This is a genomic window from Morganella psychrotolerans (genome assembly GCF_965118875.1).
In the GTDB taxonomy this organism is placed as follows: domain Bacteria; phylum Pseudomonadota; class Gammaproteobacteria; order Enterobacterales; family Enterobacteriaceae; genus Morganella; species Morganella psychrotolerans_C.
In genome coordinates this window covers 309648-331128 of the sequence record NZ_CBCPJD010000001.1, presented here as the reverse complement: position 1 = coordinate 331128, position 21481 = coordinate 309648, and the positions used below count along the sequence as shown (strand labels likewise).

General features: G+C 48.5%; 19 protein-coding genes. 10 read left to right on the top strand and 9 right to left on the bottom strand.

Annotated features, from left to right (window positions below; translation table 11 throughout):
• Nucleotides 1–31: 31 nt before the first annotated feature.
• A complete protein-coding gene (gene nudB / locus ACMHKJ_RS01545) occupies nucleotides 32–496 on the bottom strand; it encodes a dihydroneopterin triphosphate diphosphatase (RefSeq protein WP_413491721.1) in 465 nt (154 codons plus the stop codon).
• Between the two features lie 5 nt (nucleotides 497–501).
• Nucleotides 502–2271 carry an aspartate--tRNA ligase gene (aspS, locus tag ACMHKJ_RS01540; protein WP_413491720.1) on the bottom strand — a complete coding sequence of 590 codons (1770 nt, stop codon included), beginning with the start codon at nucleotides 2269–2271 and terminating at the stop codon, nucleotides 502–504.
• A 505-nt stretch (nucleotides 2272–2776) separates the two neighbouring features.
• On the opposite strand from aspS, the gene ACMHKJ_RS01535 reads away from it, so the two are divergent.
• From ACMHKJ_RS01535 to ACMHKJ_RS01520, 4 genes are all read left to right on the top strand, one after another.
• Complete coding sequence (locus ACMHKJ_RS01535; protein ID WP_413491719.1) at nucleotides 2777–3175, top strand: MAPEG family protein; 399 nt, start codon at nucleotides 2777–2779, stop codon at nucleotides 3173–3175.
• Nucleotides 3176–3258: 83 nt separating this feature from the next.
• Nucleotides 3259–4014, top strand: coding sequence for a carboxy-S-adenosyl-L-methionine synthase CmoA (gene cmoA / locus ACMHKJ_RS01530; RefSeq protein ID WP_413491718.1), 756 nt, complete (start codon nucleotides 3259–3261; stop codon nucleotides 4012–4014).
• A 1-nt stretch (nucleotide 4015) separates the two neighbouring features.
• Nucleotides 4016–4993, top strand: coding sequence for a tRNA 5-methoxyuridine(34)/uridine 5-oxyacetic acid(34) synthase CmoB (cmoB, locus tag ACMHKJ_RS01525; protein ID WP_413491717.1), 978 nt, complete (start codon nucleotides 4016–4018; stop codon nucleotides 4991–4993).
• Nucleotides 4994–5132: 139 nt separating this feature from the next.
• Nucleotides 5133–7319, top strand: coding sequence for a glycoside hydrolase (locus tag ACMHKJ_RS01520; RefSeq protein WP_413492098.1), 2187 nt, complete (start codon nucleotides 5133–5135; stop codon nucleotides 7317–7319).
• A gap of 157 nt (nucleotides 7320–7476) precedes the next feature.
• Here the strand turns inward: ACMHKJ_RS01520 and cutC are convergent, their stop codons facing one another.
• Nucleotides 7477–8229 (bottom strand): copper homeostasis protein CutC, encoded by a 753-nt coding sequence (cutC, locus tag ACMHKJ_RS01515; protein WP_413491716.1) that lies wholly within the window; start codon nucleotides 8227–8229, stop codon nucleotides 7477–7479.
• Nucleotides 8230–8390: 161 nt separating this feature from the next.
• A complete protein-coding gene (locus tag ACMHKJ_RS01510) occupies nucleotides 8391–8945 on the bottom strand; it encodes a VOC family protein (protein ID WP_413492097.1) in 555 nt (184 codons plus the stop codon).
• Nucleotides 8946–9117: 172 nt separating this feature from the next.
• Between ACMHKJ_RS01510 and argS the strand changes: the two genes are divergently transcribed.
• Nucleotides 9118–10848: an arginine--tRNA ligase gene (argS, locus tag ACMHKJ_RS01505; protein WP_413491715.1), complete on the top strand. Its 1731-nt coding sequence runs from the start codon at nucleotides 9118–9120 to the stop codon at nucleotides 10846–10848.
• A 92-nt stretch (nucleotides 10849–10940) separates the two neighbouring features.
• Here argS and ACMHKJ_RS01500 read toward each other — a convergent pair whose 3' ends face one another.
• The gene (locus tag ACMHKJ_RS01500) at nucleotides 10941–11816 is read right to left on the bottom strand and encodes a leucine-rich repeat domain-containing protein (RefSeq protein WP_413491714.1); all 876 of its coding nucleotides are present in this window, start codon (nucleotides 11814–11816) and stop codon (nucleotides 10941–10943) included.
• 142 nt (nucleotides 11817–11958) lie between these two features.
• Between ACMHKJ_RS01500 and ACMHKJ_RS01495 the strand changes: the two genes are divergently transcribed.
• The gene (locus ACMHKJ_RS01495; RefSeq protein WP_413491713.1) at nucleotides 11959–12474 is read left to right on the top strand and encodes a hypothetical protein; all 516 of its coding nucleotides are present in this window, start codon (nucleotides 11959–11961) and stop codon (nucleotides 12472–12474) included.
• 239 nt (nucleotides 12475–12713) lie between these two features.
• Here ACMHKJ_RS01495 and ACMHKJ_RS01490 read toward each other — a convergent pair whose 3' ends face one another.
• The gene (locus tag ACMHKJ_RS01490) at nucleotides 12714–13640 is read right to left on the bottom strand and encodes a LysR family transcriptional regulator (RefSeq protein WP_413491712.1); all 927 of its coding nucleotides are present in this window, start codon (nucleotides 13638–13640) and stop codon (nucleotides 12714–12716) included.
• A 135-nt stretch (nucleotides 13641–13775) separates the two neighbouring features.
• On the opposite strand from ACMHKJ_RS01490, the gene ACMHKJ_RS01485 reads away from it, so the two are divergent.
• Nucleotides 13776–14486, top strand: coding sequence for an SDR family NAD(P)-dependent oxidoreductase (locus ACMHKJ_RS01485; protein ID WP_413491711.1), 711 nt, complete (start codon nucleotides 13776–13778; stop codon nucleotides 14484–14486).
• Between the two features lie 336 nt (nucleotides 14487–14822).
• On the opposite strand, the gene murJ is transcribed toward ACMHKJ_RS01485, so the two are convergent.
• Both murJ and rimJ read right to left on the bottom strand, forming a co-directional pair.
• Nucleotides 14823–16358, bottom strand: a complete 1536-nt coding sequence (murJ, locus tag ACMHKJ_RS01480; protein ID WP_413491710.1) for a murein biosynthesis integral membrane protein MurJ — start codon at nucleotides 16356–16358, stop codon at nucleotides 14823–14825.
• Between the two features lie 74 nt (nucleotides 16359–16432).
• Nucleotides 16433–17017: a ribosomal protein S5-alanine N-acetyltransferase gene (gene rimJ / locus ACMHKJ_RS01475; protein ID WP_413492096.1), complete on the bottom strand. Its 585-nt coding sequence runs from the start codon at nucleotides 17015–17017 to the stop codon at nucleotides 16433–16435.
• A 166-nt stretch (nucleotides 17018–17183) separates the two neighbouring features.
• Here rimJ and mdtH point away from each other — a divergent pair, with 166 nt between their 5' ends.
• The 3 genes from mdtH (at nucleotide 17184) to ACMHKJ_RS01460 (ending at nucleotide 20792) form a co-directional block, all read left to right on the top strand.
• Complete coding sequence (mdtH, locus tag ACMHKJ_RS01470) at nucleotides 17184–18389, top strand: multidrug efflux MFS transporter MdtH (RefSeq protein ID WP_413491709.1); 1206 nt, start codon at nucleotides 17184–17186, stop codon at nucleotides 18387–18389.
• A 188-nt stretch (nucleotides 18390–18577) separates the two neighbouring features.
• Entirely contained in the window at nucleotides 18578–19135 is a 558-nt protein-coding gene (locus ACMHKJ_RS01465) for a lipoprotein (RefSeq protein ID WP_413491708.1), read from the top strand.
• Between the two features lie 343 nt (nucleotides 19136–19478).
• The gene (locus ACMHKJ_RS01460) at nucleotides 19479–20792 is read left to right on the top strand and encodes a CitMHS family transporter (RefSeq protein ID WP_413491707.1); all 1314 of its coding nucleotides are present in this window, start codon (nucleotides 19479–19481) and stop codon (nucleotides 20790–20792) included.
• A gap of 62 nt (nucleotides 20793–20854) precedes the next feature.
• Here the strand turns inward: ACMHKJ_RS01460 and ACMHKJ_RS01455 are convergent, their stop codons facing one another.
• Nucleotides 20855–21457, bottom strand: a complete 603-nt coding sequence (locus ACMHKJ_RS01455; RefSeq protein ID WP_413491706.1) for a TorD/DmsD family molecular chaperone — start codon at nucleotides 21455–21457, stop codon at nucleotides 20855–20857.
• Nucleotides 21458–21481: the final 24 nt, after the last annotated feature.

Sequence of the window (21481 nt, the reverse complement as noted above, 5' to 3'; positions counted from 1 at the left end):
ATTCATATTGATCCGCTGCCATTGCGGGAGGTTACACTGTGTGTACCCCGCCCGTCCCTGACTGACAAACGAATTCTTCAATTGCATTCCCGTTACTGGGTGAAATGGTTTTCCCGGCGGCATCTTCCGCCGGTAACCATTCATACGCCAGATGTTCCGTTAAAGGAACCGCTCTCGGCGCGGGTAAGCGTAACATAAACCAATGTTCCGTATTGTGAGTCACCGCAGGTGCATAGCGATGGCGAAAATGCGGAAAAATGGTATAGCAGACAGTGCGCTGACAATCCGTCAGCAGCAACTGCTCTGCAATGATATCAATGCCGGTTTCTTCTTTTACTTCCCGGACTGCGGCCTCCCGGGGAGTTTCTTCCGCTTCCAGACTGCCGGTGACGGACTGCCAGAAAGCAGGGTAATCACGGCGTTGTAACATCAGAACACGCCCCGTTTCCTGCTCATAAATAACCACCAGCACGGATTCAGGGCGTTTATAAGCCATCAGATTCAGTCGCTTTCTTTCTGCGTAACAGTAATCGCCAGTTCTTTCAGCGAATCTGCCGCGGCAAAGCTCGGAGCATCTGTCATCAGACAGGCTGCTGCCGTGGTTTTAGGGAATGCGATAACATCACGGATATTTTCAGTTCCGGTCAGCAGCATCACCAGGCGGTCAAGACCAAAGGCCAGACCTGCATGCGGAGGTGTGCCGTATTGCAGTGCATCCAGCAGGAAACCGAACTTCTGGCGCTGCTCGTCCTGAGTGATCCCCAGAATGCCGAATACAACCTGCTGCATTTCATTGCGGTGAATACGCACTGAACCACCGCCCACTTCATAGCCGTTAATGACCATGTCGTATGCATTGGCGATTGCCTCTTCCGGTGCATCTTTCAGCTCTTGCGCTGACATATCACGCGGGGACGTAAACGGATGGTGCATCGCGGTCAGACTACCTTCACTCGTTTCTTCAAACATAGGGAAGTCAATCACCCACAGCGGACGCCAGCTGTTCAGGTCAGTGATACCAAGGTCACGTCCTGTTTTCAGGCGCAGCGCACCCATTGCATCCGTCACCATCGATTTGGCACCGGCACCGAAGAAAATAATATCGCCGGACTGCGCATCAGTGCGATCCAGAATTGCTTCAGCAATATCCGCGGTCAGGAACTTGGCAACCGGAGACTGAACGCCTTCAAGACCCAGAGAGCGATCGTTGACTTTCATCCACGCCAAGCCTTTCGCGCCATAAATACCGACAAATTTGCCGTATTCATCAATCTGTTTGCGGGTCATTTCTGCCCCGCCGGTGACACACAGTGCCACAACGCGACCTTTCGGATTGTTAGCCGCATCGGCAAAAACAGAGAATTCAGACTCTTTTACCAGATCCGCAATATCAGTTAACTCTAACGGGTTACGTAAATCCGGCTTATCTGAACCGAAACGACGCATCGCTTCCCCGAACGTCATGACCGGGAAATCACCGAGATCGACATTAATAATGTCGTTCCACAATTCGCGGATCATTCTTTCCATGACCGCACGGACCTGGTCTGCGCTCATAAAGGAGGTTTCGACATCGATCTGGGTAAATTCAGGCTGGCGATCAGCACGTAAATCTTCATCGCGGAAACATTTTACAATCTGATAATAACGGTCAAAACCGGACATCATCAGTAATTGCTTAAAAAGCTGCGGAGACTGCGGCAACGCATAGAATTTGCCTTTATGCACACGGCTCGGCACCAGATAGTCACGCGCACCTTCCGGTGTGGCTTTGGTCAGCATCGGGGTTTCGATATCGAGGAACCCTTCGCCATCCATAAACCGGCGGACAAAACCAGTTACCCGCGCACGGGTTTTCAGGCGGGTTGCCATTTCAGTGCGGCGCAGATCCAGATAACGGTACTTCAGACGCATCTCTTCAGTATTGGTCTGATTGCTGTCAAGCGGTAACGGCTCTGACTTATTAAAGATGGTCAGTCCATCTGCATGCACTTCCACACTGCCGGTCGCCATCTCTTTATTAATTTGATTTTCAGGTCGCGCGCGGACAATGCCGGTAATCTGAATACAGAATTCATTACGTAATTCTGATGCCGCGGCAAATGCGTCTTTTTGCTCAGGATCGAAAAAAACCTGAACGATGCCTTCGCGGTCACGCATATCGATAAAAATCAAACCCCCGAGATCACGACGACGGTTTACCCAACCACTAAGGGTTACTTTTTGACCGATGTGAGCACTGTTGAGCTGCCCGCAATAATTAGTACGCATACGATATCCTTTTGTCCGCTATTGTGCGTTTCTGCAAAATTTTGGCATGGTTCTTTTATGAAGAAATGTCAAAAAGGTCATCATTATAGTGGAAAACTCCTGATGAGATAAGAGCAAACCGCACATCTGCCGCAGAGAATTCTCTCACTAATTGATAATTTTCAAATAATTTAGTATATACCCAACGTCATTCAAGATGCAGGCAGGCGGCAAGTGAAGATAAACGGGGAGCATACATCAGTATGTGACCCGGTTAGCTGAACGCAGCCAACGAACCTGCAGCTTGAATGAATAAGGTATATACCCAACATCATTCAGATTGCAGGCAGGCGGCAAGTGAAGATAAACGGGGAGCATACATCAGTATGTGACCCGGTTAGCTGAACGCAGCCAACGAACCTGCAGTTTGAATGAATAAGGGTACAGATTAATATTATTTATTGTGACCTTATCTGCTTTGAGGTTTATCATTGTTTTGCTGTTTCAATTGACCATGAGGGGAAAAATGGTTAGTTCTCTTTATATTATACTGGGTGCGCTGTTAATTATTAAGCTGTCACTCGATGTCATAAAGTTGCGGACACTTTACCGCGTTGCCTACGGCGACGGCGGATTTTATGAATTACAGACCGCGATTCGCGTACAGGGCAATGCGATTGAATACATCCCTGTTGCGCTGCTTTTGTTACTGGTGATGGAACAAAACGGCGCACAGGTCTGGATGGTACATGTTTGCGGTATCATTTTGATCCTCGGACGTATTTTTCATTCATACGGATTAAAGCACCGCGAATACCGCTGGCGGCGCTCCGGAATGGTCGCCACCTTTACCTCAATGATACTGATGGTTCTGGCAAATATCTGGTATCTGCCCTGGCAGCAAATTTTTTCACCCTACATGTGAGCTGCCTGCCCGGACATAACACTTTCTGCACCGGGGCGGCTCTGTTAGAATACGTGCATCTTTTTGTACTGTAGATCTGTATTATGTCCAAAGAAATTCCGGATTTACCGCAGGATATGTTATTTGCGGCCCCCATTGCCCGGCTTGGTGACTGGACGTTTGATGAAAAAGTTGCGGATGTGTTCCCCGACATGATCAAACGCTCGATTCCCGGGTATTCCAATATTATTGCAATGATCGGTATGCTTGCTGATCGTTTTGTCACGCCCGGCTCTCAGGTTTACGATCTCGGCTGCTCGCGGGCTGCCGCGACGCTGTCCATCCGCCGTAACATCACAGATAAAACCGGCTGTCGTATCATCGCTGTGGATAATTCAGCGCCGATGGTTGAACACGCCCGCCGCCATATCGACGGCTATAAATCCCCTGTCCCTGTTGAGGTGATTGAGGGGGATATCCGTGATATTGCCATTGAAAATGCCTCAATGGTGGTACTCAATTTTACCCTGCAATTTCTTGCCCCGGCTGATCGCGAAACACTGCTGCATAAAATTTATCAGGGATTATTGCCCGGTGGTGTACTCGTACTGTCAGAGAAATTCAGCTTTGAAGATACACAGATTGGCGGATTGCTGTTCAGCATGCACCATGATTTTAAACGGGCCAACGGCTACAGTGAGCTGGAAATCAGCCAGAAGCGCACCATGCTGGAAGATGTCATGCTGACAGACAGTGTGGAAACCCACAAAACACGGCTGAAACAGGCCGGATTTGAACATTGTGAAGTCTGGTTCCAGTGCTTTAATTTCGGGTCGCTGCTGGCAGTAAAAGAGAAATAACATGATTGATTTCAGTGATTTTTATCAGTTAATTGCAAAAAATGAACGTCTGAGCAACTGGCTGGAAACCCTCCCGGCGCAGTTAGCACAATGGCAGCGGGACTCACTGCACGGTTACTATCCGGGCTGGGTTAAATCTATTGAGAACCTGCCGGATATGACTCCCCACACGCTTGATCTCAAAAACAGCGTCACCGTAATACGCGACCCTGTGCTGAATGAGGGCGAAACCCGGCGGATAACGAATATCCTGCGTAACCTGATGCCGTGGCGCAAAGGCCCGTTCTCTCTCTATGGCGTCGAAATTGATACAGAATGGCGCTCAGACTGGAAGTGGGAGCGTGTGCTGCCGCACCTCTCACCGCTGGCAGGACGCACTGTACTGGATGTCGGCTGCGGCAGCGGTTACCACATGTGGCGCATGGTCGGTGAAGGTGCTGAACTGGTGGTCGGTGTCGACCCGACACAGCTTTTTCTCTGTCAGTTTGAAGCGGTTCGCAAGCTGCTCGGCAATGATCAGCGCGCACATCTGCTACCGCTGGGCATTCAGGAACTCCCTGCCCTGAAAGCCTTTGATACCGTCTTCTCCATGGGTGTTCTGTACCACCGCCGTTCCCCGCTCGATCACCTCTGGCAGTTAAAAGACCAGTTAGTCAGCGGCGGTGAACTGGTGCTGGAAAGCATTGTCATTGAAGGTGATGAACACCGGTGCCTTATCCCGGGTGACCGCTACGCGCAGATGAGTAATGTGTATTTTATTCCGTCCGCGAAAATGCTCGCCGTCTGGCTGGAGAAATGCGGTTTTGTGAATGTGCGGATTGTTGATGAATCGATCACCGGCACAGATGAACAGCGCCGGACAGAATGGATGATCAATGAATCACTGGCGGACTATCTTGACCCTGATAATAAATTGCTGACCGTTGAAGGTTATCCGGCTCCCCGCAGGGCGGTTCTGATCGCACAAAAACCGGAATAATCTACCGGTACCGCCATTTTATTCTGAGATACCCTGCTTTGCAGGGTATCTTATATCTGTCAAAAAAGTATCACCCCGCCGCTTATTTCGCTACTCTTCATATTCATATAATAATCAATAAAAGCAAAAATGAATAATGATGAAGAAAAAAAAACTCCCGCTGCTGCTGAGTATCTTATTCTTTGCGCCATATGCATCCGCCACCCTGCTCAGCGACAACAAAACAGAACTTTTTATTGATCCCGAAACACTGCGGATAACAGTCGCAGGTACCACAGTTAACCAGGGAACAGAAAAGCAACCTGTTGATAAATTGACAGAAAATAATTCACACGCTACCTGGGTCTGGCCGGATAAACAGATGCAGGTATCTGCCGAATTTATCAATGCAGAGCTGACCCTGACATTCCGGACAGACAAAGCACAGAGTCTTCAGTGGTTTACCCTTCCTGACTCAGGTGTATCCCAACTGTATATGCCTCTGGGCGAAGGCAGCCGGATCCCCCTTAATAATACACAGTGGCGCAGGTATCTCGTCACTGAACAAAACAGTATTGATACCAACTGGGATCTTAAATTACCGCTCTGGAGCCAACAGCAGGATCGGGTATTCAGCTGGATTTTATTGACACCTTTTAATAACCGGATCCGCTTTTCTGAAGATAAAAACACGCTGAAAATGACCGGGGAACATCAGTTCAGTTCCTTTAATCAGCAGCAACCTTTTTCTGTCATATTGCATACCGGAGATACCCCTCTGGATGGTGCGTTACGTTACCGCCGCTGGTTACAGGAAACACAGCAATTCCTCCCGTTGCAGGAAAAATTTGCACTTATACCGGACGGACAGAAACTGATCGGCGCCACCCATATTTATTTATGGGGAAAAGGCGTTATTGATCAGCAGGATATTAAAGACTGGACAGGTCTGAACCAGTATCTTCAATCACCGGAAGGACAGATTTTATGGCAGGCACTTGACCGCGACAGTCAAAAAGCCTTTCAGAAACTGAGCGGAAAAACACCGGAGAAATGGCAGCAGCCTTATCTGACAGAATCACTGAATCAGGCACTGAAAAAGATAATACCGTTGCACGCCATTCCGGATGATACTGATTTTATGAGCGCACAACGGAACCAGGCGCAGGACATAAAACAGTGGGTAAAACAAAATACCGGGCGCTGGTTACAACCTGAATCAGAATGGGGACAAGGTCTTTCTCTGCCTCTGCTTAACGCGCTGTCTGCCGCCGGACTGAATAAACTCTGGCTGGGTGTGGATAACTGGACAGTGACCTATTATCAGCCACAGGCCGTTAACCGGGCGAAAGAGCTGGATTATCTTATCGGCAGTTATGATTCTTATGATACCGGGATCCCCGCCGGAAAAAACAGCGAATGGCTTACTGCACAAGTCCCCTCTTCATTACGGGAAAAATGTGCGATCGTCACCGGAAAAGCAGAAAAACTGCCGGGATTTGGCGGAGAGGGTTATTACCTGAATCCGGGCTGTATGCAGCACTATTCAGAGCAGCGCATCCGGGAATTAGTCCGCTTATCCGGGATAAACAGCTTATTTCTGGATGTCGACGGAACCGGAATGGTGTCTGATGATTATAATCCGTCGGCACGAATGAGTGCGGAAGAAATGGCGGGTGCCAGAAATAACCGGCTCCGTTGGGTGACACAGACAATGCAGATCCCGGCAGGCTCTGAAGATGGCAACGCAGTCACCGCTAAGTACCTGATGTTTGCTCACGGAATGGAAACCTGGGGATTCGGCTGGGGTGATAAAGACATTCACCGGAACAAACAGTCGCCTTATTATCTGGGCGCATGGTGGCCTGAAAGCGAACCGGCAACATTTTTTCAGCCTGCAAAACTTAAACAACCGTATCTGACAACGGAGTTTGATCCCCGCTGGAGACTGCCGTTATATCAGGCGGTGTTTCATGATGCGATTATCAGCACACATCACTGGACGTATGATAATTTAAAATTCCCTGAGGTGAGAATAACCAGGGAACTGCTCAGCCAGCTCTATAACACGGCTCCCCTCTATAATCTCAGCCGTAATACAGTGAAGGCGCGCCTCCCGGCTCTGATTAAGTCTGACAGCACATTTCGCCCGCTGCATGAGCATCTCTGGAACAAAGCACTGACAGACTTCCGCTGGCTGGATAACGCAGGATGGGTACAACAAACGCAATTCAGTGACGGAACAACCATCACCGTTAACTTTGCCGCAGATGTTCTGCTTGGTTATCCGCCACATTCTGTTAACGCAATATTACCGGATGGACGAAATATCAATACATTATTTTGATTTATCTGTTTTTGCGTAAACATACTGTATCCGGCTGAAAATGACCTCACTATACCCTTATTAATTCAAACTGCAGGTTCGTTGGCTACGCAAAGCCCGCATCCTGAATGACGTTGGGTATATAAGGTGATACTGAGGTCATTTTGCCGCCGCTATATCAGTGCATCACCACACTGTGCAAATCCAGCACGCCCTTCATAGCTTCTACTGTATCCCCGTCCACGCAGGTGTGTGAAAACTCATCCGTTTCACTGTCACTGCCCATCGCCACCCCGACTTTGCGGTAACGCATGGTGGACGGTTTTATTTTAGATGCGGAGCTGTGAACTTCCTGCAAACCAATATCCAGAAATTTCTGCACATTCGCCAGTCTCACACCGGCACCCGCCATAATCAGCGGTCCCTGACTGGCTTTTTGTAACTCTTTCAGCAGGGGCAAGCCCAGTTCGGCGCTCAGTTGCTGTCCGGATGTCAGTATCCGGCTGACCCCGAGATCGGTAAGCTGTTGCAGCGCCAGTAACGGATTAGCACACATATCAAAGGCCCTGTGGAAAGTGACTGCCATACCTCCCGCCAATTTACACAGCATCTTCATCCGCGGCAGATCCACATGCCCGTCTTCATCCAGCAGCCCTGTCACCACGCCGGGAAAACCTAATTCACGGACTTTGATAATATCATTTTTCATCACGGCAAATTCTGATGTGGTATAGCAAAAATCCCCGCTGCGCGGGCGGACAATCGGGTGAACCGGTATACGCAGGCGATCAATAGTTTGTTTTAACATTCCCCAGCTGGGTGTCAGTCCGCCCTCTGACGGCGCTGCACATAATTCAATCCGGTCAGCACCGGCCTTTTCCGCAGTGAGGGCACATTCCACGCTGTAGCAACAAATTTCCAGTTCCGCCATTGATTAGCCTCATTACATAGTTACGCAGGTAAATATCGATTTAAAACGATTCAGTTATCTTGCGGTACACTATTACACGCAATATAGATTAATGAATTGTTAAATATCACAAGATGCAAAATATCCGGAAGATAATCACCCGCAATTGTCATAATTGCTGGTCAGCGCTCACTTTCGACAATTTCCTGCAACGTAAACGGATGAAATTTAATTGTTATATTATCCCTGCAGACCGCCAGAGTCGGGTTCGGTAACCGCTCATTCTCCCCCCGCGGATGACTCTCTTTGATGATAACCCCGGACGGCAGCGGAGACGGCAGTAATGCTGCCGCGCGTTCAGTCACTGTGGCAGCCTCTCCCGGCAGCACCAGTTCCACATGCTCCCACCCCTGATGCGCATACTGTTTGCCTTTCGGAAATGGCAGTTCAATGACCGGGATCTGCCAGTGCAGCAGCGCCAGAGGCTGATGAAGCAAAAACAGGTACACCGGGCGTCCGTTGATATTATTATCCGATAATACCGTCGCACACTGACGCAACCCTGCCACCCAGAGCTCTGCCAGTTCAGTATCATGTGTGCGCAGTGAGATATGGTCTGCCTCATACGCGCGCAGATCTAGCTGCAAATCATCAGCAAACTGCTGTAATTTTCCGGCAAAAACCGGCAATTCCGCCACCAGCCCGGCAAGTGCCGCAATTTGTTCTGGGCTTTTCATCATGATCCCCTGTGAGAATTTACCACCCCGGAAAGGCGCTGATGGTAGCATGAGACCCCCTTTTTATGGTATAAAACCTCCCAAATTTCCCGACAACATCCCGCCCGGACGAGCGTGTTCATCCTCCGCTGTATCCGGTGTGTCATGTTGTTTTCTATATTAAGGTAAACCGGTGAATATTCAGGCAATTCTTTCCGATAAGATCCAACAGGCTCTTATCAGCGCGGGCGCACCACTTGATTGTGATGCCATCGTTAAGCAGTCTGCCAAAGTGCAGTTTGGTGACTACCAGGCCAATGGTGTCATGGCTGCGGCGAAAAAAATGGGCATGCAGCCCCGCCAACTTGCTGAAAAAGTGGTTGAACTGCTGGATCTGAACGGAATTGCCGACAAAACAGAGATTGCCGGACCCGGGTTTATCAATATTTTTCTCTCTCCTGCCTGGCTCTCATCACAGCTTGAGGTTGCACTGGCAGATGAAAAACTGGGACTGACCCCGGTTGAGCCGATGACCATTGCTATCGACTACTCTGCCCCGAATGTTGCCAAGCAAATGCATGTCGGTCACCTGCGCTCCACCATTATCGGTGACGCTGCTGCGCGCACCCAGGAATACCTGGGTCATAATGTGATCCGCTGTAACCACGTCGGAGACTGGGGTACGCAGTTTGGTATGCTCATCGCTTACCTGGAAAAAATGCAGAATGAAGATGCCGCGGATATGGCGCTGGCTGATCTCGAAGTTTTTTACCGCGAAGCAAAAAAATATTACGACGAAGATGAAGACTTTGCCGTCCGCGCCCGTGGTTATGTGGTGAAATTACAGGGCGGTGATGAATACTGCCGCACTATGTGGCGCAAGCTGGTGGATATCACCATGCAGCAGAACCAGGAAACCTACAACCGTCTGAATGTCACTCTGACAGAAGATGATGTGATGGGTGAAAGCCTCTATAACGATATGCTGCCGGGCATCGTCAGTGACCTGATGGCACGCAAAATCGCGCAGGAAAGTGAAGGTGCGATTGTCGTTTATCTGGATGAATTTAAAAATAAAGAAGGCGACCCGATGGGGGTTATTATCCGCAAGAAAGACGGCGGATACCTCTACACCACCACCGATATTGCCTGCGCAAAATACCGCCACGATGTGCTGCACGCAGATCGCGTTCTCTATTATATCGACTCCCGCCAGCACCAGCACCTGATGCAGGCATGGACGATTGTCCGTAAAGCCGGTTATATCCCGCAGAGCATGACGCTGGAACACCACATGTTCGGGATGATGCTCGGCAAAGACGGCAAGCCGTTCAAAACCCGTGCAGGCGGGACTATCCGTCTGTCTGATCTGCTGGATGAAGCGGTTGAACGAGCCGGAAAACTGATCCGCGAGAAGAACAGTGATATGGCAGAAGATGAACTGAAGCAGCTTGCGGAAGTCGTCGGTATTGGTGCGGTAAAATACGCTGACCTGTCAAAAAGCCGGACTACTGACTACATTTTCGACTGGGATAATATGCTGGCTTTTGAAGGTAACACCGCGCCCTATATGCAATATGCATATACCCGCGTGGCATCCGTCTTTAAACGTGCCGGTATTGACAGTGCCTCACTGACACTGCCGATAATCCTCAGTGATGACCGCGAGCGCCAGCTTGCTGCCCGCCTGCTGCAATTTGAGGAAACCATTACCTCAGTTGCGCGTGAAGGTATGCCACACATGATGTGCAGCTACCTTTACGAACTGGCGTGTCTGTTCTCCGGCTTCTACGAGCATTGCCCTATTCTGGCGGCGGAAACAGAAGAACTGCGTCAGAGCCGCCTGAAACTGGCACTGCTGACCCAGAAAACCCTGAAAGCCGGGCTGGATACACTGGGAATCGGTACTGTCGAAAAGATGTAATATCAACCATACTGAAAAAGGGACCATAACGGTCCCTTTTCTGTTTTTACTGCTCCGTTGCCACTGCACACACTTGCAGCAACACAATGCACTTACAACAATACAATACAGCCCGACTGCCGCAGTTTCTCAGCGACCGGAGGCTCGTTTGAAAATGCATTCCAGCGCAGATCCAGTTTTCGCAGGTTTGGTAAGTCCGCCAGGCTGTCCGGTAGTGAACTCAATTGATTAGCCCGTAAATCCAGGTGAGTCAGTGATGATAACCCGCTGAGATCTGCCGGTAACGCCGTTAATTCATTGAAGCGCAGATTGAGTGTCGTTAAATTATTTAACGCACTAATTAATGACGTAATGTAACTGATTTTATTATTGTTCAGATCGAGTATTTCCAGCGCAGACAGCGCTGCGATATCATCCGGTATTGATGTCACCGCATTATTCATCAGATAAATTTCACGCGCCTTTTTCAGCCCACAGACTGACGCAGACAATTCTTTTATTTCATTGTTGTATAGCCGGATCTCAATCAATTCTGACATTGCCGAAAACCATGCCGGCAGCGCCGTCAGTTTGTTGTCGGTCGCGTTAAAATAGGTCAGTTTATGCAGACCGGAAAAATCAGCCGGTAATGCAGAGAAACCATTCTCACTAAGATACAAAAACTGCAATTCATTCAGCGCACCAATTTCAGGTGCAACATCTACTATCAGGTTATGCCCAAAATCCAGCATTTCACAGCGGGTAAGCTGCGCAATCTGTGCCGGTATCTTCGTTATCTGATTACAGGAAAGGTTCAGCACCCGCAGATGATGATTCAGACACACCTCTGCCGGAAATTCACTGAGCTGATTGTTATACGCACTGAGCGCCTGCAAGGTATAAGGCGGTGTGATAAAGGCATCAATTGACAGATGCCCGCCATTATCAAGGTTCAGTTCAGCATCAGAAGTAGTATGTTGGTGCAGCATCAGGGAAGCTCTCCGGCGTCAGCAGGTACAGATTAGTTTTCTGCGTCATGGTAACACTATTGTTGCGCGGCTATTTTATTTTGATATCCCTCCCCTCAGACAGCCGGTGTTATCCTCCGCCAGTTAAATAACAGGAGAGCTTATGAGTGACGATAAAATATATTTTTCTGATGTAAAAATGAGCGGAGACATTGAGCTGACCACGGCAGCGGATAAATCAGTCTATGGTTTGACCGGTGATAATAATGCTGATACCAGCACGCTGTTAACCAGTTTATTCCAACTGCGTTATTTTTCTAACCGGGTTATTTATAATCAGCCGCGTACTGATGATATTCATCTGACATTTAAGCACTGTACTGAATATTCGCCGGTTGCACGGCAATTACACACCGATAATTATATTATCGTCACCGGTGATGTCGGCAGTCGCTTTTTACCCTTTGTTCATGACGAGGCGGTAATGTATCTCGCGCCCCCCGGTGATAGCATGTCAGTGACAATGAGAGATCCCGACCCTGATACTCAGTTGCATTTATTACAACATTACGGCAATACGTCAGATCCGGGATTTATCTCCATGCCTATCCTGATTAATCGCATTAAAGATGGCTACAGTGAGTATAGGGAGCCTCCGCTTATTCCGGCAGTATCCTGACCGGACACAGGGTATGAGTCATCGGGAAACTGACGGTAACATGCGTTAGTTTATCCCGGGCGATTTTCCGGTTTAATACAATACTGCCGTCAGTCATTCTGATACAAATCTGAAAGAAGAATATCCATCAGCGTACTACAGGTCACAATAATCTGACTGTCGGTAAATAGGATTTTTTATTGGAATTCCCCGATTCGGGTTACGGAAAAATGCCACTTAACTTACATTTATAAGTGCCGTTATTTTTCGGGGAGATTACCATCACGCTTGCTTATTAAAAAATCAATAAAAACTCTGAGATGTAAAGGCATAAGTTTGTTACCCGGATACAGAATCGTATAAGGTCTGGTCGCGCCACTGTAATCCTTTAATACTTCCACCAGGCGGCCTGCTTTGATGTCCTCTTCTGCAAATAAGCGGTAGGATTGAAACAGCCCTGCTCCGTTAACAGCCAATGTGACTCCTGCCACCAAGTCTTCACTGCATCGGAAACTCCCTTTAGTATTGACCTCGCACAGACCGTCAGCGGTATTGAAAATCCAGGGTATGTTTATTCCGGTACTTGGTAATTTAAATTGAATACAATCATGATATGCAAGATCTTCTAATACCCGAGGGATCGGGCGGGAAGATAAATACTTGGGGGAAGCGATAATAATTAAGTCCAGATCCTCAAAATGCCTCGCAATTAATGATGAGTCTGGTTGCTGTCGTACTCTGATACTTATATCGTAACCTTCGCCAATAAAATCAACATTACGATTGCTCATGTTTACGTCAAATAAAACATCCGGATATAAAGTCTTAAATTCGGTAAGTAACGGAAATATCCTGATATGACCATAAGTAACAGGCAGACTGATACGTATTAATCCGGCGGGCTTATTTTGCCTTCCCATTACGCACTGTTCGGCATCAATTAATTGAGCGAGGGCTTGACTGCACTGTTCAAAATACTGTTGCCCGGCATCGGTCAGGTTTACACGCCGGGTAGTGCGTGAAAACAGTTTTACCCCCATCCTGCTCTCCAGTCGTCCGATTGAACGGCTCACGGCTGTTGGCGTTACACCTGCTTCAGCCGCAGCAATTGTAAAACTTTTATGCTCAGCAGCCAGACAGAACAGCTCGATGCTGCCTATCTGCATATCATTAAAATGTCTTTTCATTTATTACACCGTGTAATCATTAATGTTACATAAGTGCTATTTTTCTTACCCAATGTACCAAATATACTTAGCTCATTCCAGCCGCAGTAACACGGCTCAGTCACAACACATTTTATATAACGATTGGAGAAAAAAATGCACGGAAACAAAGTTGCTATTGTAACAGGCGCATCTCAGGGTATAGGCAAATCGATAGTCACCGCATATCTCAATAAAGGGTATTCCGTCGTGGCGACATCCAGAAGTATTGAGCCACATGACAGTGACAATTTAATCGCTATCCCGGGCGATATTTCTTCCGCAGAAACCGTTGACCGGGTAATTGATGCCACATTACAGAAATTTCGACGAATTGACACTTTAGTTAACAATGCTGGTGTATTTTTGACAAAACCATTTACGGAGTTTAACAGCGATGACTGGAATAAAAATATATCAACAAATCTCGGAGGTTTTTTTTACATTACTCAGCGGGCAATTGATCAAATGAAACAGCAACACTGCGGTCATGTTATACAGATAACGACCAGCCTGGTGGATCAGCCAATTAAAGGGGTTCCCAGTGTATTAGCGTCTCTGACCAAGGGTGGATTAAATTCAGCAACCCGGTCTTTAGCTATTGAGTATGCTGATACCGGTATTCGTGTTAATGCCGTTTCCCCCGGAATTATCAGAACGCCAATGCATCCGCAGGAAACTCACGACTTTCTCAATGCGTTACACCCAATCGGCCGGATGGGTGAAATTGAAGATATTGTAAATGCAATTATCTTTTTAGAGGATTCTCCGTATATCACGGGTGAAATCCTGCATGTTGATGGCGGACAATCCGCTGGCAGGTGGTAATAGATATCCGTTCACAGAGAGGAAGCCATGCTATTTATAAATGTACTTATTATAAAGATTGAGACGACAAAAGAGTATGACGATTCTCTGTCAGAATTGCTTTTGATGATGCTTTTACTGATATTTTAGTGCAACAATTTTAACTTTTTAGCTGAATCGATAAACCTTAAAAAAAAACTTTATTTAATTTTTTTAAATCAATATGATAAATGAGAATAATCTAAAACAACCTAATTAATAACATTAATATATTAATGTTTATGTCGACGGATCAAAAAAACCGGCTCCTGTTATCAGGTGCCGGTTTCCGGTTTGACTAATATGTGTTAATCAGGCTTATAAGCCGCGTTGTGCAAAGTCCCGCAGGCGAAAGCCCAGTACATAGAGTGCCGCGAAATACGTGACTGCACCCGCTATCACCACACCGATCAGGCGCAGCATACGCAGTGTCATTCCGTCCTGTGACCATTCCGGCAGCACATACAGCATCCCCAGCAGCACCGCAACCATAAACAGCATCGCAATAACCAGTTTCAGGAAGAATTTTCCCCAGCCGGGCAATGGTGTGAAGATATTCTGTTTACGCAGTTGCCAATACAGTAAAGAGGCATTAAAGCAGGCCCCGATACCAATAGAAAGTGCCAGACCGGCATGTTTAAATGGCCCGATAAACACCAGGTTCATTAACTGGGTCAGGATCAGTGTTGCAATGGCAATTTTTACCGGTGTTTTAATGTTCTGGCGGGAATAGAACCCCGGCGCCAGCACTTTAATGACAATCATCCCCATCAGCCCGACACAATATGCCATCAGCGCCTGCTGCGTCATCAATGCATCAAAACTGGTGAAATTTTTGTACTGGAACAGGCTGACAGTCAGAGCCTCTGCCAGAATTGCCAGCGCCACCGCACACGGCAGAGCCAGCAGGAAACACAGGCGCAGCCCCCAATCCATCAGCTTGCGGTACTCTGTACTATCCCCTTTTGTGAAACTTTTCGCCAGTGACGGCAGTAAAATTGTACCCAGCGCAACACCCAATACACCGGACGGCAGCTCCATCAGGCGATCGGCGTAATACATCCAGGAAACTGAGCCGGAGACCAGGAATGAGGCAAAAATCGTGTTGATTATCAGGGAAATCTGACTGACAGATACCCCGAGAATCGCAGGTCCCATCAGTCTCATCACCCGCCAGACACCGCTGTTGCGAAATGAGATCCGCGGCAATACCAGCATGCCGATTTTTTTCAGGTGCGGGAGCTGATAGGCAATCTGTAATACGCCGCCGACCAGTACCGCCCACGCCATCGCCATAATCGGCGGGTTAAAGTATGGCGCGGCAAACAGGGCAAAACCTATCATACTGACGTTAAGCAGCGTCGGCGCAAATGCCGGAACAGAAAACCGGTTCCAGGTGTTAAGGATCCCGCCCGCCAGTGATGCAATAGAAATAAGCAGAATATAAGGGAAAGTCACCCGCAGCAGATCCGTCGTCAGAATGAATTTATCCTGATCACCAACAAAACCGGGGGCGGTGATATAAATAATCCACGGGGCAGTGAATATACCGATAACGGTGACTATCGCCAGGATCAGTGTCAGCATCCCGGAAACATAGGCGATAAAGGTTTGTGTCGCCTCTTCGCCCTCCTGCGTTTTGTATTCCGATAAAATCGGTACAAATGCCTGGGAGAATGCCCCCTCAGCAAAGATACGACGTAACAGATTAGGCAGTTTAAAGGCGACAAAGAAGGCATCGGCTGCCATGGACGCCCCGAAAATCCGGGCAATAATTGCATCGCGGATAAAGCCGAGTACACGCGAAAACATCGTCATCGAGCTGACTGCGGCGAGAGATTTCAATAAATTCATGCTGAGTGTGCTGGTCAGATAACAAGGGCGGAAATAGTATCACGTTAATGCGGGCGGGACAGAAAAACCCGCCGTTAACGTGGCCTTACCCAATCCCGGGTGGTCAGTACGGTCAGAACATGGTCACGCCACTGCCCGTTGATCATCAGATAATCCTTCGCATAGCCCTCTTTTTCAAACCCGAGGCGCGTAAGAAGTTGCCCGCTGCGCTGATTATGCGGCATATAATTTGCCATGATGCGGTGCATACCCTGCTGGCGCTGCATAAAACGGATGGTAGGCTCCAGCGCTTCCTGCATATAATGTTTTCCCTGCCATTTTTCACCAAGTGAGTAACCCAGATAACAGGCAAAAAAGACACCACGGATAACATTACTGTAATTTGCCACACCCATGACTTCGTTTTCTTCCGCGTCCAGCAGCAGAAAATGAAATGCGCTTCCCTGACTGTGCATGCCGGTCATCAGTTGCAGGCGGGAAGACCAGCCGGAAGGATGATAATGGCTGCGGTCGCGGATAGGCTCCCAGGGTTTAAGATACGCTTCATTTTCACAATAATATTCACTGATACGGTGCGTATCCCGTTCATGTGCCAGGCGGACAACCAGTCTGTCTGTCGCAAAACGAACCAGCGGAGTGTTAGCGCGATAGCCGAACAGCATAATCCCTCACTCAGAGAACCCGGTTAAAGCAGGCTTAACAGTGGTTCGTCGATAAAAAAATATCATCCTGAATCCGCTATCTTAATGACCGCATTCAGTGGAAAATAAAGAGGATTATCATCTCCCTTTTTCCTTTCCCTTTCAACGTTTAATGTGGTGTTTAATGTCACTCGTCAGACAAGCCCGGACGCTGGGTAAATATTGGTTGCTCGCGGATAATTTGCTGGTTGTTCTCGGGTTCTTTGTGGTCTTTCCGCTGATATCCATCCGTTTCGTTGAACAACTGGGCTGGTCCGGGATTGTTGTGGGGTTTGCTCTGGGGCTGCGCCAGTTTGTCCAGCAGGGACTGGGAATTTTCGGCGGTGCCATTGCTGACAGATTCGGCGCCAAGCCGATGATTGTTATCGGCATGTTCCTGCGCGCCGGTGGATTCGCACTGATGGCAATGGCGGATGAGCCCTGGATACTCTGGCTCTCCTGCGTGCTGTCCGCTCTCGGCGGTACCCTGTTTGATCCGCCGCGTACCGCGCTGGTGATAAAACTAACCCGCCCGTATGAACGCGGCCGTTTTTATTCTCTGCTGCTGATGCAGGACAGCGCCGGTGCGGTGATTGGTGCGCTGCTAGGCAGTTGGTTGCTGATGTATGATTTCCATCTGGTCTGCTGGGTCGGCGCGGGCATTTTTGTGATAACCGCGCTGTGTAATGCCTGGCTGCTGCCCGCGTACCGCATCTCAACCACCCGTACACCGATTAAAGAAGGCATGTCCAGGGTACTGAATGATAAACGCTTTTCCCGTTATGTACTGACACTGACCGGCTATTTTATTCTGTCGGTTCAGGTGATGCTGATGTTCCCGATTATTGTCAATGAACTGGCGGGCACACCGGCGGCGGTCAAATGGATGTACGCGATTGAAGCCGCCCTGTCGCTGACACTGCTTTATCCGCTGGCACGCTGGAGTGAAAAACATTTCCGGCTGGAAACACGCCTGATGGCCGGGCTGTTTCTGATGAGCCTGAGTATGTTCCCGGTCGCCCTGACTCATTCACTGCATCTATTGTTTGTGATTATAGGTTTGTTTTACCTGGGCTCGATTATTGCCGAGCCTGCGCGTGAGACTCTCAGCGCTTCGCTGGCAGATCCGCGCGCACGCGGCAGTTACATGGGTTTCAGCCGTCTGGGGCTGGCATTCGGCGGCGCTATCGGCTATACCGGCGGCGGCTGGCTTTACGATCTTGGTAAAGAAATGCAATTACCGGAACTTCCCTGGTTTTTACTCGGTACAATCGGTCTTATTACGCTGTTCACACTCTACCGCCAATTTAACCCGAAAAAGGTCAGTCCAGCGGTATTACCGGAAAATTAACCCGGTATTGTGGGATTTATCATAGCGTTTATACCCGACGTCATTCAGGATGCAGGAAGGCGGCAAGGGAAGGCAGACGGGGAGCATACATCAGTATGTGACCCGGCTGGCTGAGTGCAGCTAACGAACCTGCGGTTTGAATGAATAAGGGTAAGTTAGTATTGGAGACATATTTAACAGGAGATGCGATGAGAATGTTCCTCTGTGTTGCCGCATTAGTGTCGGCAACAGTTTTAACAGGTTGCGATAAATTAACCGAAATCAGTATCAGCGAAGAGACCATAAACAGTGCCATTGCTGATAAAATTCATCTGACAAAACGCATTGGCGTGGACGGCGTGGCAGATGCGGATTTCACACTGGAAAAATTGCTGGTTGAAATTGGCAGGGAAGAGCCCGGAAAAGTAAAATTAAATGGTATCGGCTCACTGAAGCTGGTCTCTCTGTTCGGTTCCCGTGATTTTACCATTTCGATGACACTCAGTGCCGCACCCTATTTTGATGCCGCCAGCGGATCGATTTATATGCGTGATATTGAAATCACAAATTACAGCCTGAACCCGGACAAATGGGACACACTAATTTCTGCCCTGATCCCCTATCTTAACAGCACACTGAGCACCTTTTTTGATATCACCCCGGTCTATGTGCTGAACAGCGGGAATACCGCCGAAGCCGCCGCCAAAAAATTCGCCAAAGGAATTGAAATCAAGCCCGGTCGAATAGTTATTCCGTTAACTGAGTGATATTCCATAAAAATTTTTAATTGTGCGACGAAATAATTAAACCGCTGAATTATGATGCCGTAACTTAACTATTGTAATGGAAACGGCATCAACTTCAGGCTGATAAAGAAATACGCCTGTAGCACTCTCTTTTTGTTTATGACATTTTCGCTGCTATCAATACAATTTTTAATCATTCCTCCCTGCGCTGCATAAAATTAATTTCTGGTTAGCAATAGGATTGCCCGCATTCTTCATCACTATTTTTAATGCGTTAACTCACAATTTATAAACAAAATTCATACACATCTTCATCTGTTCAGTAACATCAGAAAATAAATCTATTTGTGATAAGGATTGTCTGATGCTGACGCTGATTGGATTACTGATCATTATTGCCATCGTCACCCTGCTGATGACCGGCAAAACCAGCCCTGTTATAGCAATGTCGGTAGTTCCGCTGCTTGGCGCACTGTTAGCGGGCTACTCTCTGACTGAAATTTCTGCGTTTTTTGACTACGGAATAAAAAAAGTGGCGAATGTCGCCACCATGTTCCTGTTTGCCATTCTGTTTTTCAGCATCATGAAAGACTTACATATTTTTAATCCTTTTATCCGACTGATGGTCAGCCTGACTCGCGGAAATGTTGTGATTGTTGCCATGGTCACCGCACTTGTTGCGGCAGTTGTGCATCTGGATGGCTCAGGTGCGGCAACATTTCTGATTATCATTCCGGCGTTCCTTCCCCTTTACCGGCGGCTGGGCATGAGCCCGTATCTGATGCTGCTGCTGATGTGTCTGAGTATGGGAGTGATGAATATGGTGCCGTGGGGCGGACCGCTGGGACGGGCATCCGCTGTTACCGGAATTTCAGCCGCCGAATTGTGGCAGCCGCTGATACCGGTGCAAATCATCGGGATTGTGGCATCCGTTCTGGTTGCCGGTCTGTTCGGGCTGCGCGAGAAGCGCCGTATTGCGCGTGCTGCGCAGTTCGGTACCACGCCTTATGAGCAGGACTCTCTGCTGAAGCTGTTTGATGAAGATGACCACGATACCGGCACGGAAAAACCACAACGTTTTCTCCTCAACATCAGTCTGATATTGCTGGCGATTATCTGCCTTGCAATGGGTTGGTTATCTGCGCCGTATATCTTTATGCTCGCCCTTTCCGCAGCCCTCGTGCTGAATTATCCGAAACCAAAAGATCAGGTTGCGGTGATAAACCACCATGCGCCACAGGCGTTATCTATGGCCGCCATTATTCTTGCCGCCGGGGTATTTCTCGGGGTTATGGATAAAGGCGGAATGCTGGAGTCTGTGGCGCGGGATCTGCTACTTATTATTCCGGAAAATCTGGTCGCGCAGTTTCATATTATTATCGGGCTGATAGGTGTTCCGCTGGATATTTTCACCAGCACAGATGCGTATTATTTTGCCCTGCTGCCGATTGTACGGGATATTGTGGCGTCTGCGGGTATTCCGCCGGCTGATGTGGTGTATGCGATGGCTATCGGTAATAACGCGGGGACATTCGTCAGCCCGTTCTCACCGGCGGTCTGGCTGGCTGTGGGTATCGCCGGAGTGGATATGGGCCGCCATCTGCGCTACTCCTTCCTCTGGATCTGGCTGTTCAGTTTAATCACCCTGGCCGCAGGTTGGTTGCTGGGTTTGTTCTGAAAATAAAAAAAGAACCCGGTGATTAAGCCGGGTTTTCACTATAAATGTGACAACGTCACGAATTAATTATTATCTTCGCCGCCATCATTCTCTTCACTTTCACACTCTTCAGTATCACCGGCATCTTCCTGACTTTCCGCCAGCTCTTCCCACAACCCGGCAAGGGCTTCGCGGGTCAGAACAGCTAATGTGCGGTAAAACCCGGAGTGGGCATGCGCCTCAACCTTACCCAGGAAACTGTCACTCCATGGCAACAGATAATCAGCAAACAGAGCTGTCTGCGCGCTGACTTCATCTTCCTGCGACTGATCTTCCAGCCAGGAGGCTGCCAGCAACAGTGCACCGAAACTGTCTGCGGCGGCTTCAGGAACCGTCATACCGCGCTCACTTAAAAACTGGCGGACATCATTTTCCGGTTCACCGGTGTAGTCAGAACGATGTACGGCAACCGCGCCATCAGTAAACAACTGCTGATAGTCTGCCATGAGCACCGCGCTGTCACACTGCTCTGCCAGGCGCGTCAGCAATGCATCCTGCTCCAGCGGCCAGTGCGCTTTAAGCTGTCCCTGTTTAATCATATTCAGTACCGGTAACAGCACAGGATCTGACGGCGGGCGGTTAAACAGGGTTCCGAGCAGGCGGCAAACCAGTGAAAATTCATTCATACATCAAATCCTTATTACATAATT

Coding starts and splice junctions, on each gene's coding strand:
- cmoA (WP_413491718.1), top strand. CDS start 3,259: ATGTCCAAAGAAATTCCGGATTTACCGCAGGATATGTTATTTGCGGCC.
- ACMHKJ_RS01485 (WP_413491711.1), top strand. CDS start 13,776: ATGCACGGAAACAAAGTTGCTATTGTAACAGGCGCATCTCAGGGTATA.
- cmoB (WP_413491717.1), top strand. CDS start 4,016: ATGATTGATTTCAGTGATTTTTATCAGTTAATTGCAAAAAATGAACGT.
- ACMHKJ_RS01510 (WP_413492097.1), bottom strand. CDS start 8,945: ATGAAAAGCCCAGAACAAATTGCGGCACTTGCCGGGCTGGTGGCGGAA.
- mdtH (WP_413491709.1), top strand. CDS start 17,184: ATGTCACTCGTCAGACAAGCCCGGACGCTGGGTAAATATTGGTTGCTC.
- ACMHKJ_RS01495 (WP_413491713.1), top strand. CDS start 11,959: ATGAGTGACGATAAAATATATTTTTCTGATGTAAAAATGAGCGGAGAC.
- cutC (WP_413491716.1), bottom strand. CDS start 8,229: ATGGCGGAACTGGAAATTTGTTGCTACAGCGTGGAATGTGCCCTCACT.
- murJ (WP_413491710.1), bottom strand. CDS start 16,358: ATGAATTTATTGAAATCTCTCGCCGCAGTCAGCTCGATGACGATGTTT.
- ACMHKJ_RS01490 (WP_413491712.1), bottom strand. CDS start 13,640: ATGAAAAGACATTTTAATGATATGCAGATAGGCAGCATCGAGCTGTTC.
- nudB (WP_413491721.1), bottom strand. CDS start 496: ATGGCTTATAAACGCCCTGAATCCGTGCTGGTGGTTATTTATGAGCAG.
- ACMHKJ_RS01500 (WP_413491714.1), bottom strand. CDS start 11,816: ATGCTGCACCAACATACTACTTCTGATGCTGAACTGAACCTTGATAAT.
- aspS (WP_413491720.1), bottom strand. CDS start 2,271: ATGCGTACTAATTATTGCGGGCAGCTCAACAGTGCTCACATCGGTCAA.
- ACMHKJ_RS01465 (WP_413491708.1), top strand. CDS start 18,578: ATGAGAATGTTCCTCTGTGTTGCCGCATTAGTGTCGGCAACAGTTTTA.
- ACMHKJ_RS01460 (WP_413491707.1), top strand. CDS start 19,479: ATGCTGACGCTGATTGGATTACTGATCATTATTGCCATCGTCACCCTG.
- ACMHKJ_RS01455 (WP_413491706.1), bottom strand. CDS start 21,457: ATGAATGAATTTTCACTGGTTTGCCGCCTGCTCGGAACCCTGTTTAAC.
- ACMHKJ_RS01520 (WP_413492098.1), top strand. CDS start 5,133: ATGAAGAAAAAAAAACTCCCGCTGCTGCTGAGTATCTTATTCTTTGCG.
- ACMHKJ_RS01535 (WP_413491719.1), top strand. CDS start 2,777: ATGGTTAGTTCTCTTTATATTATACTGGGTGCGCTGTTAATTATTAAG.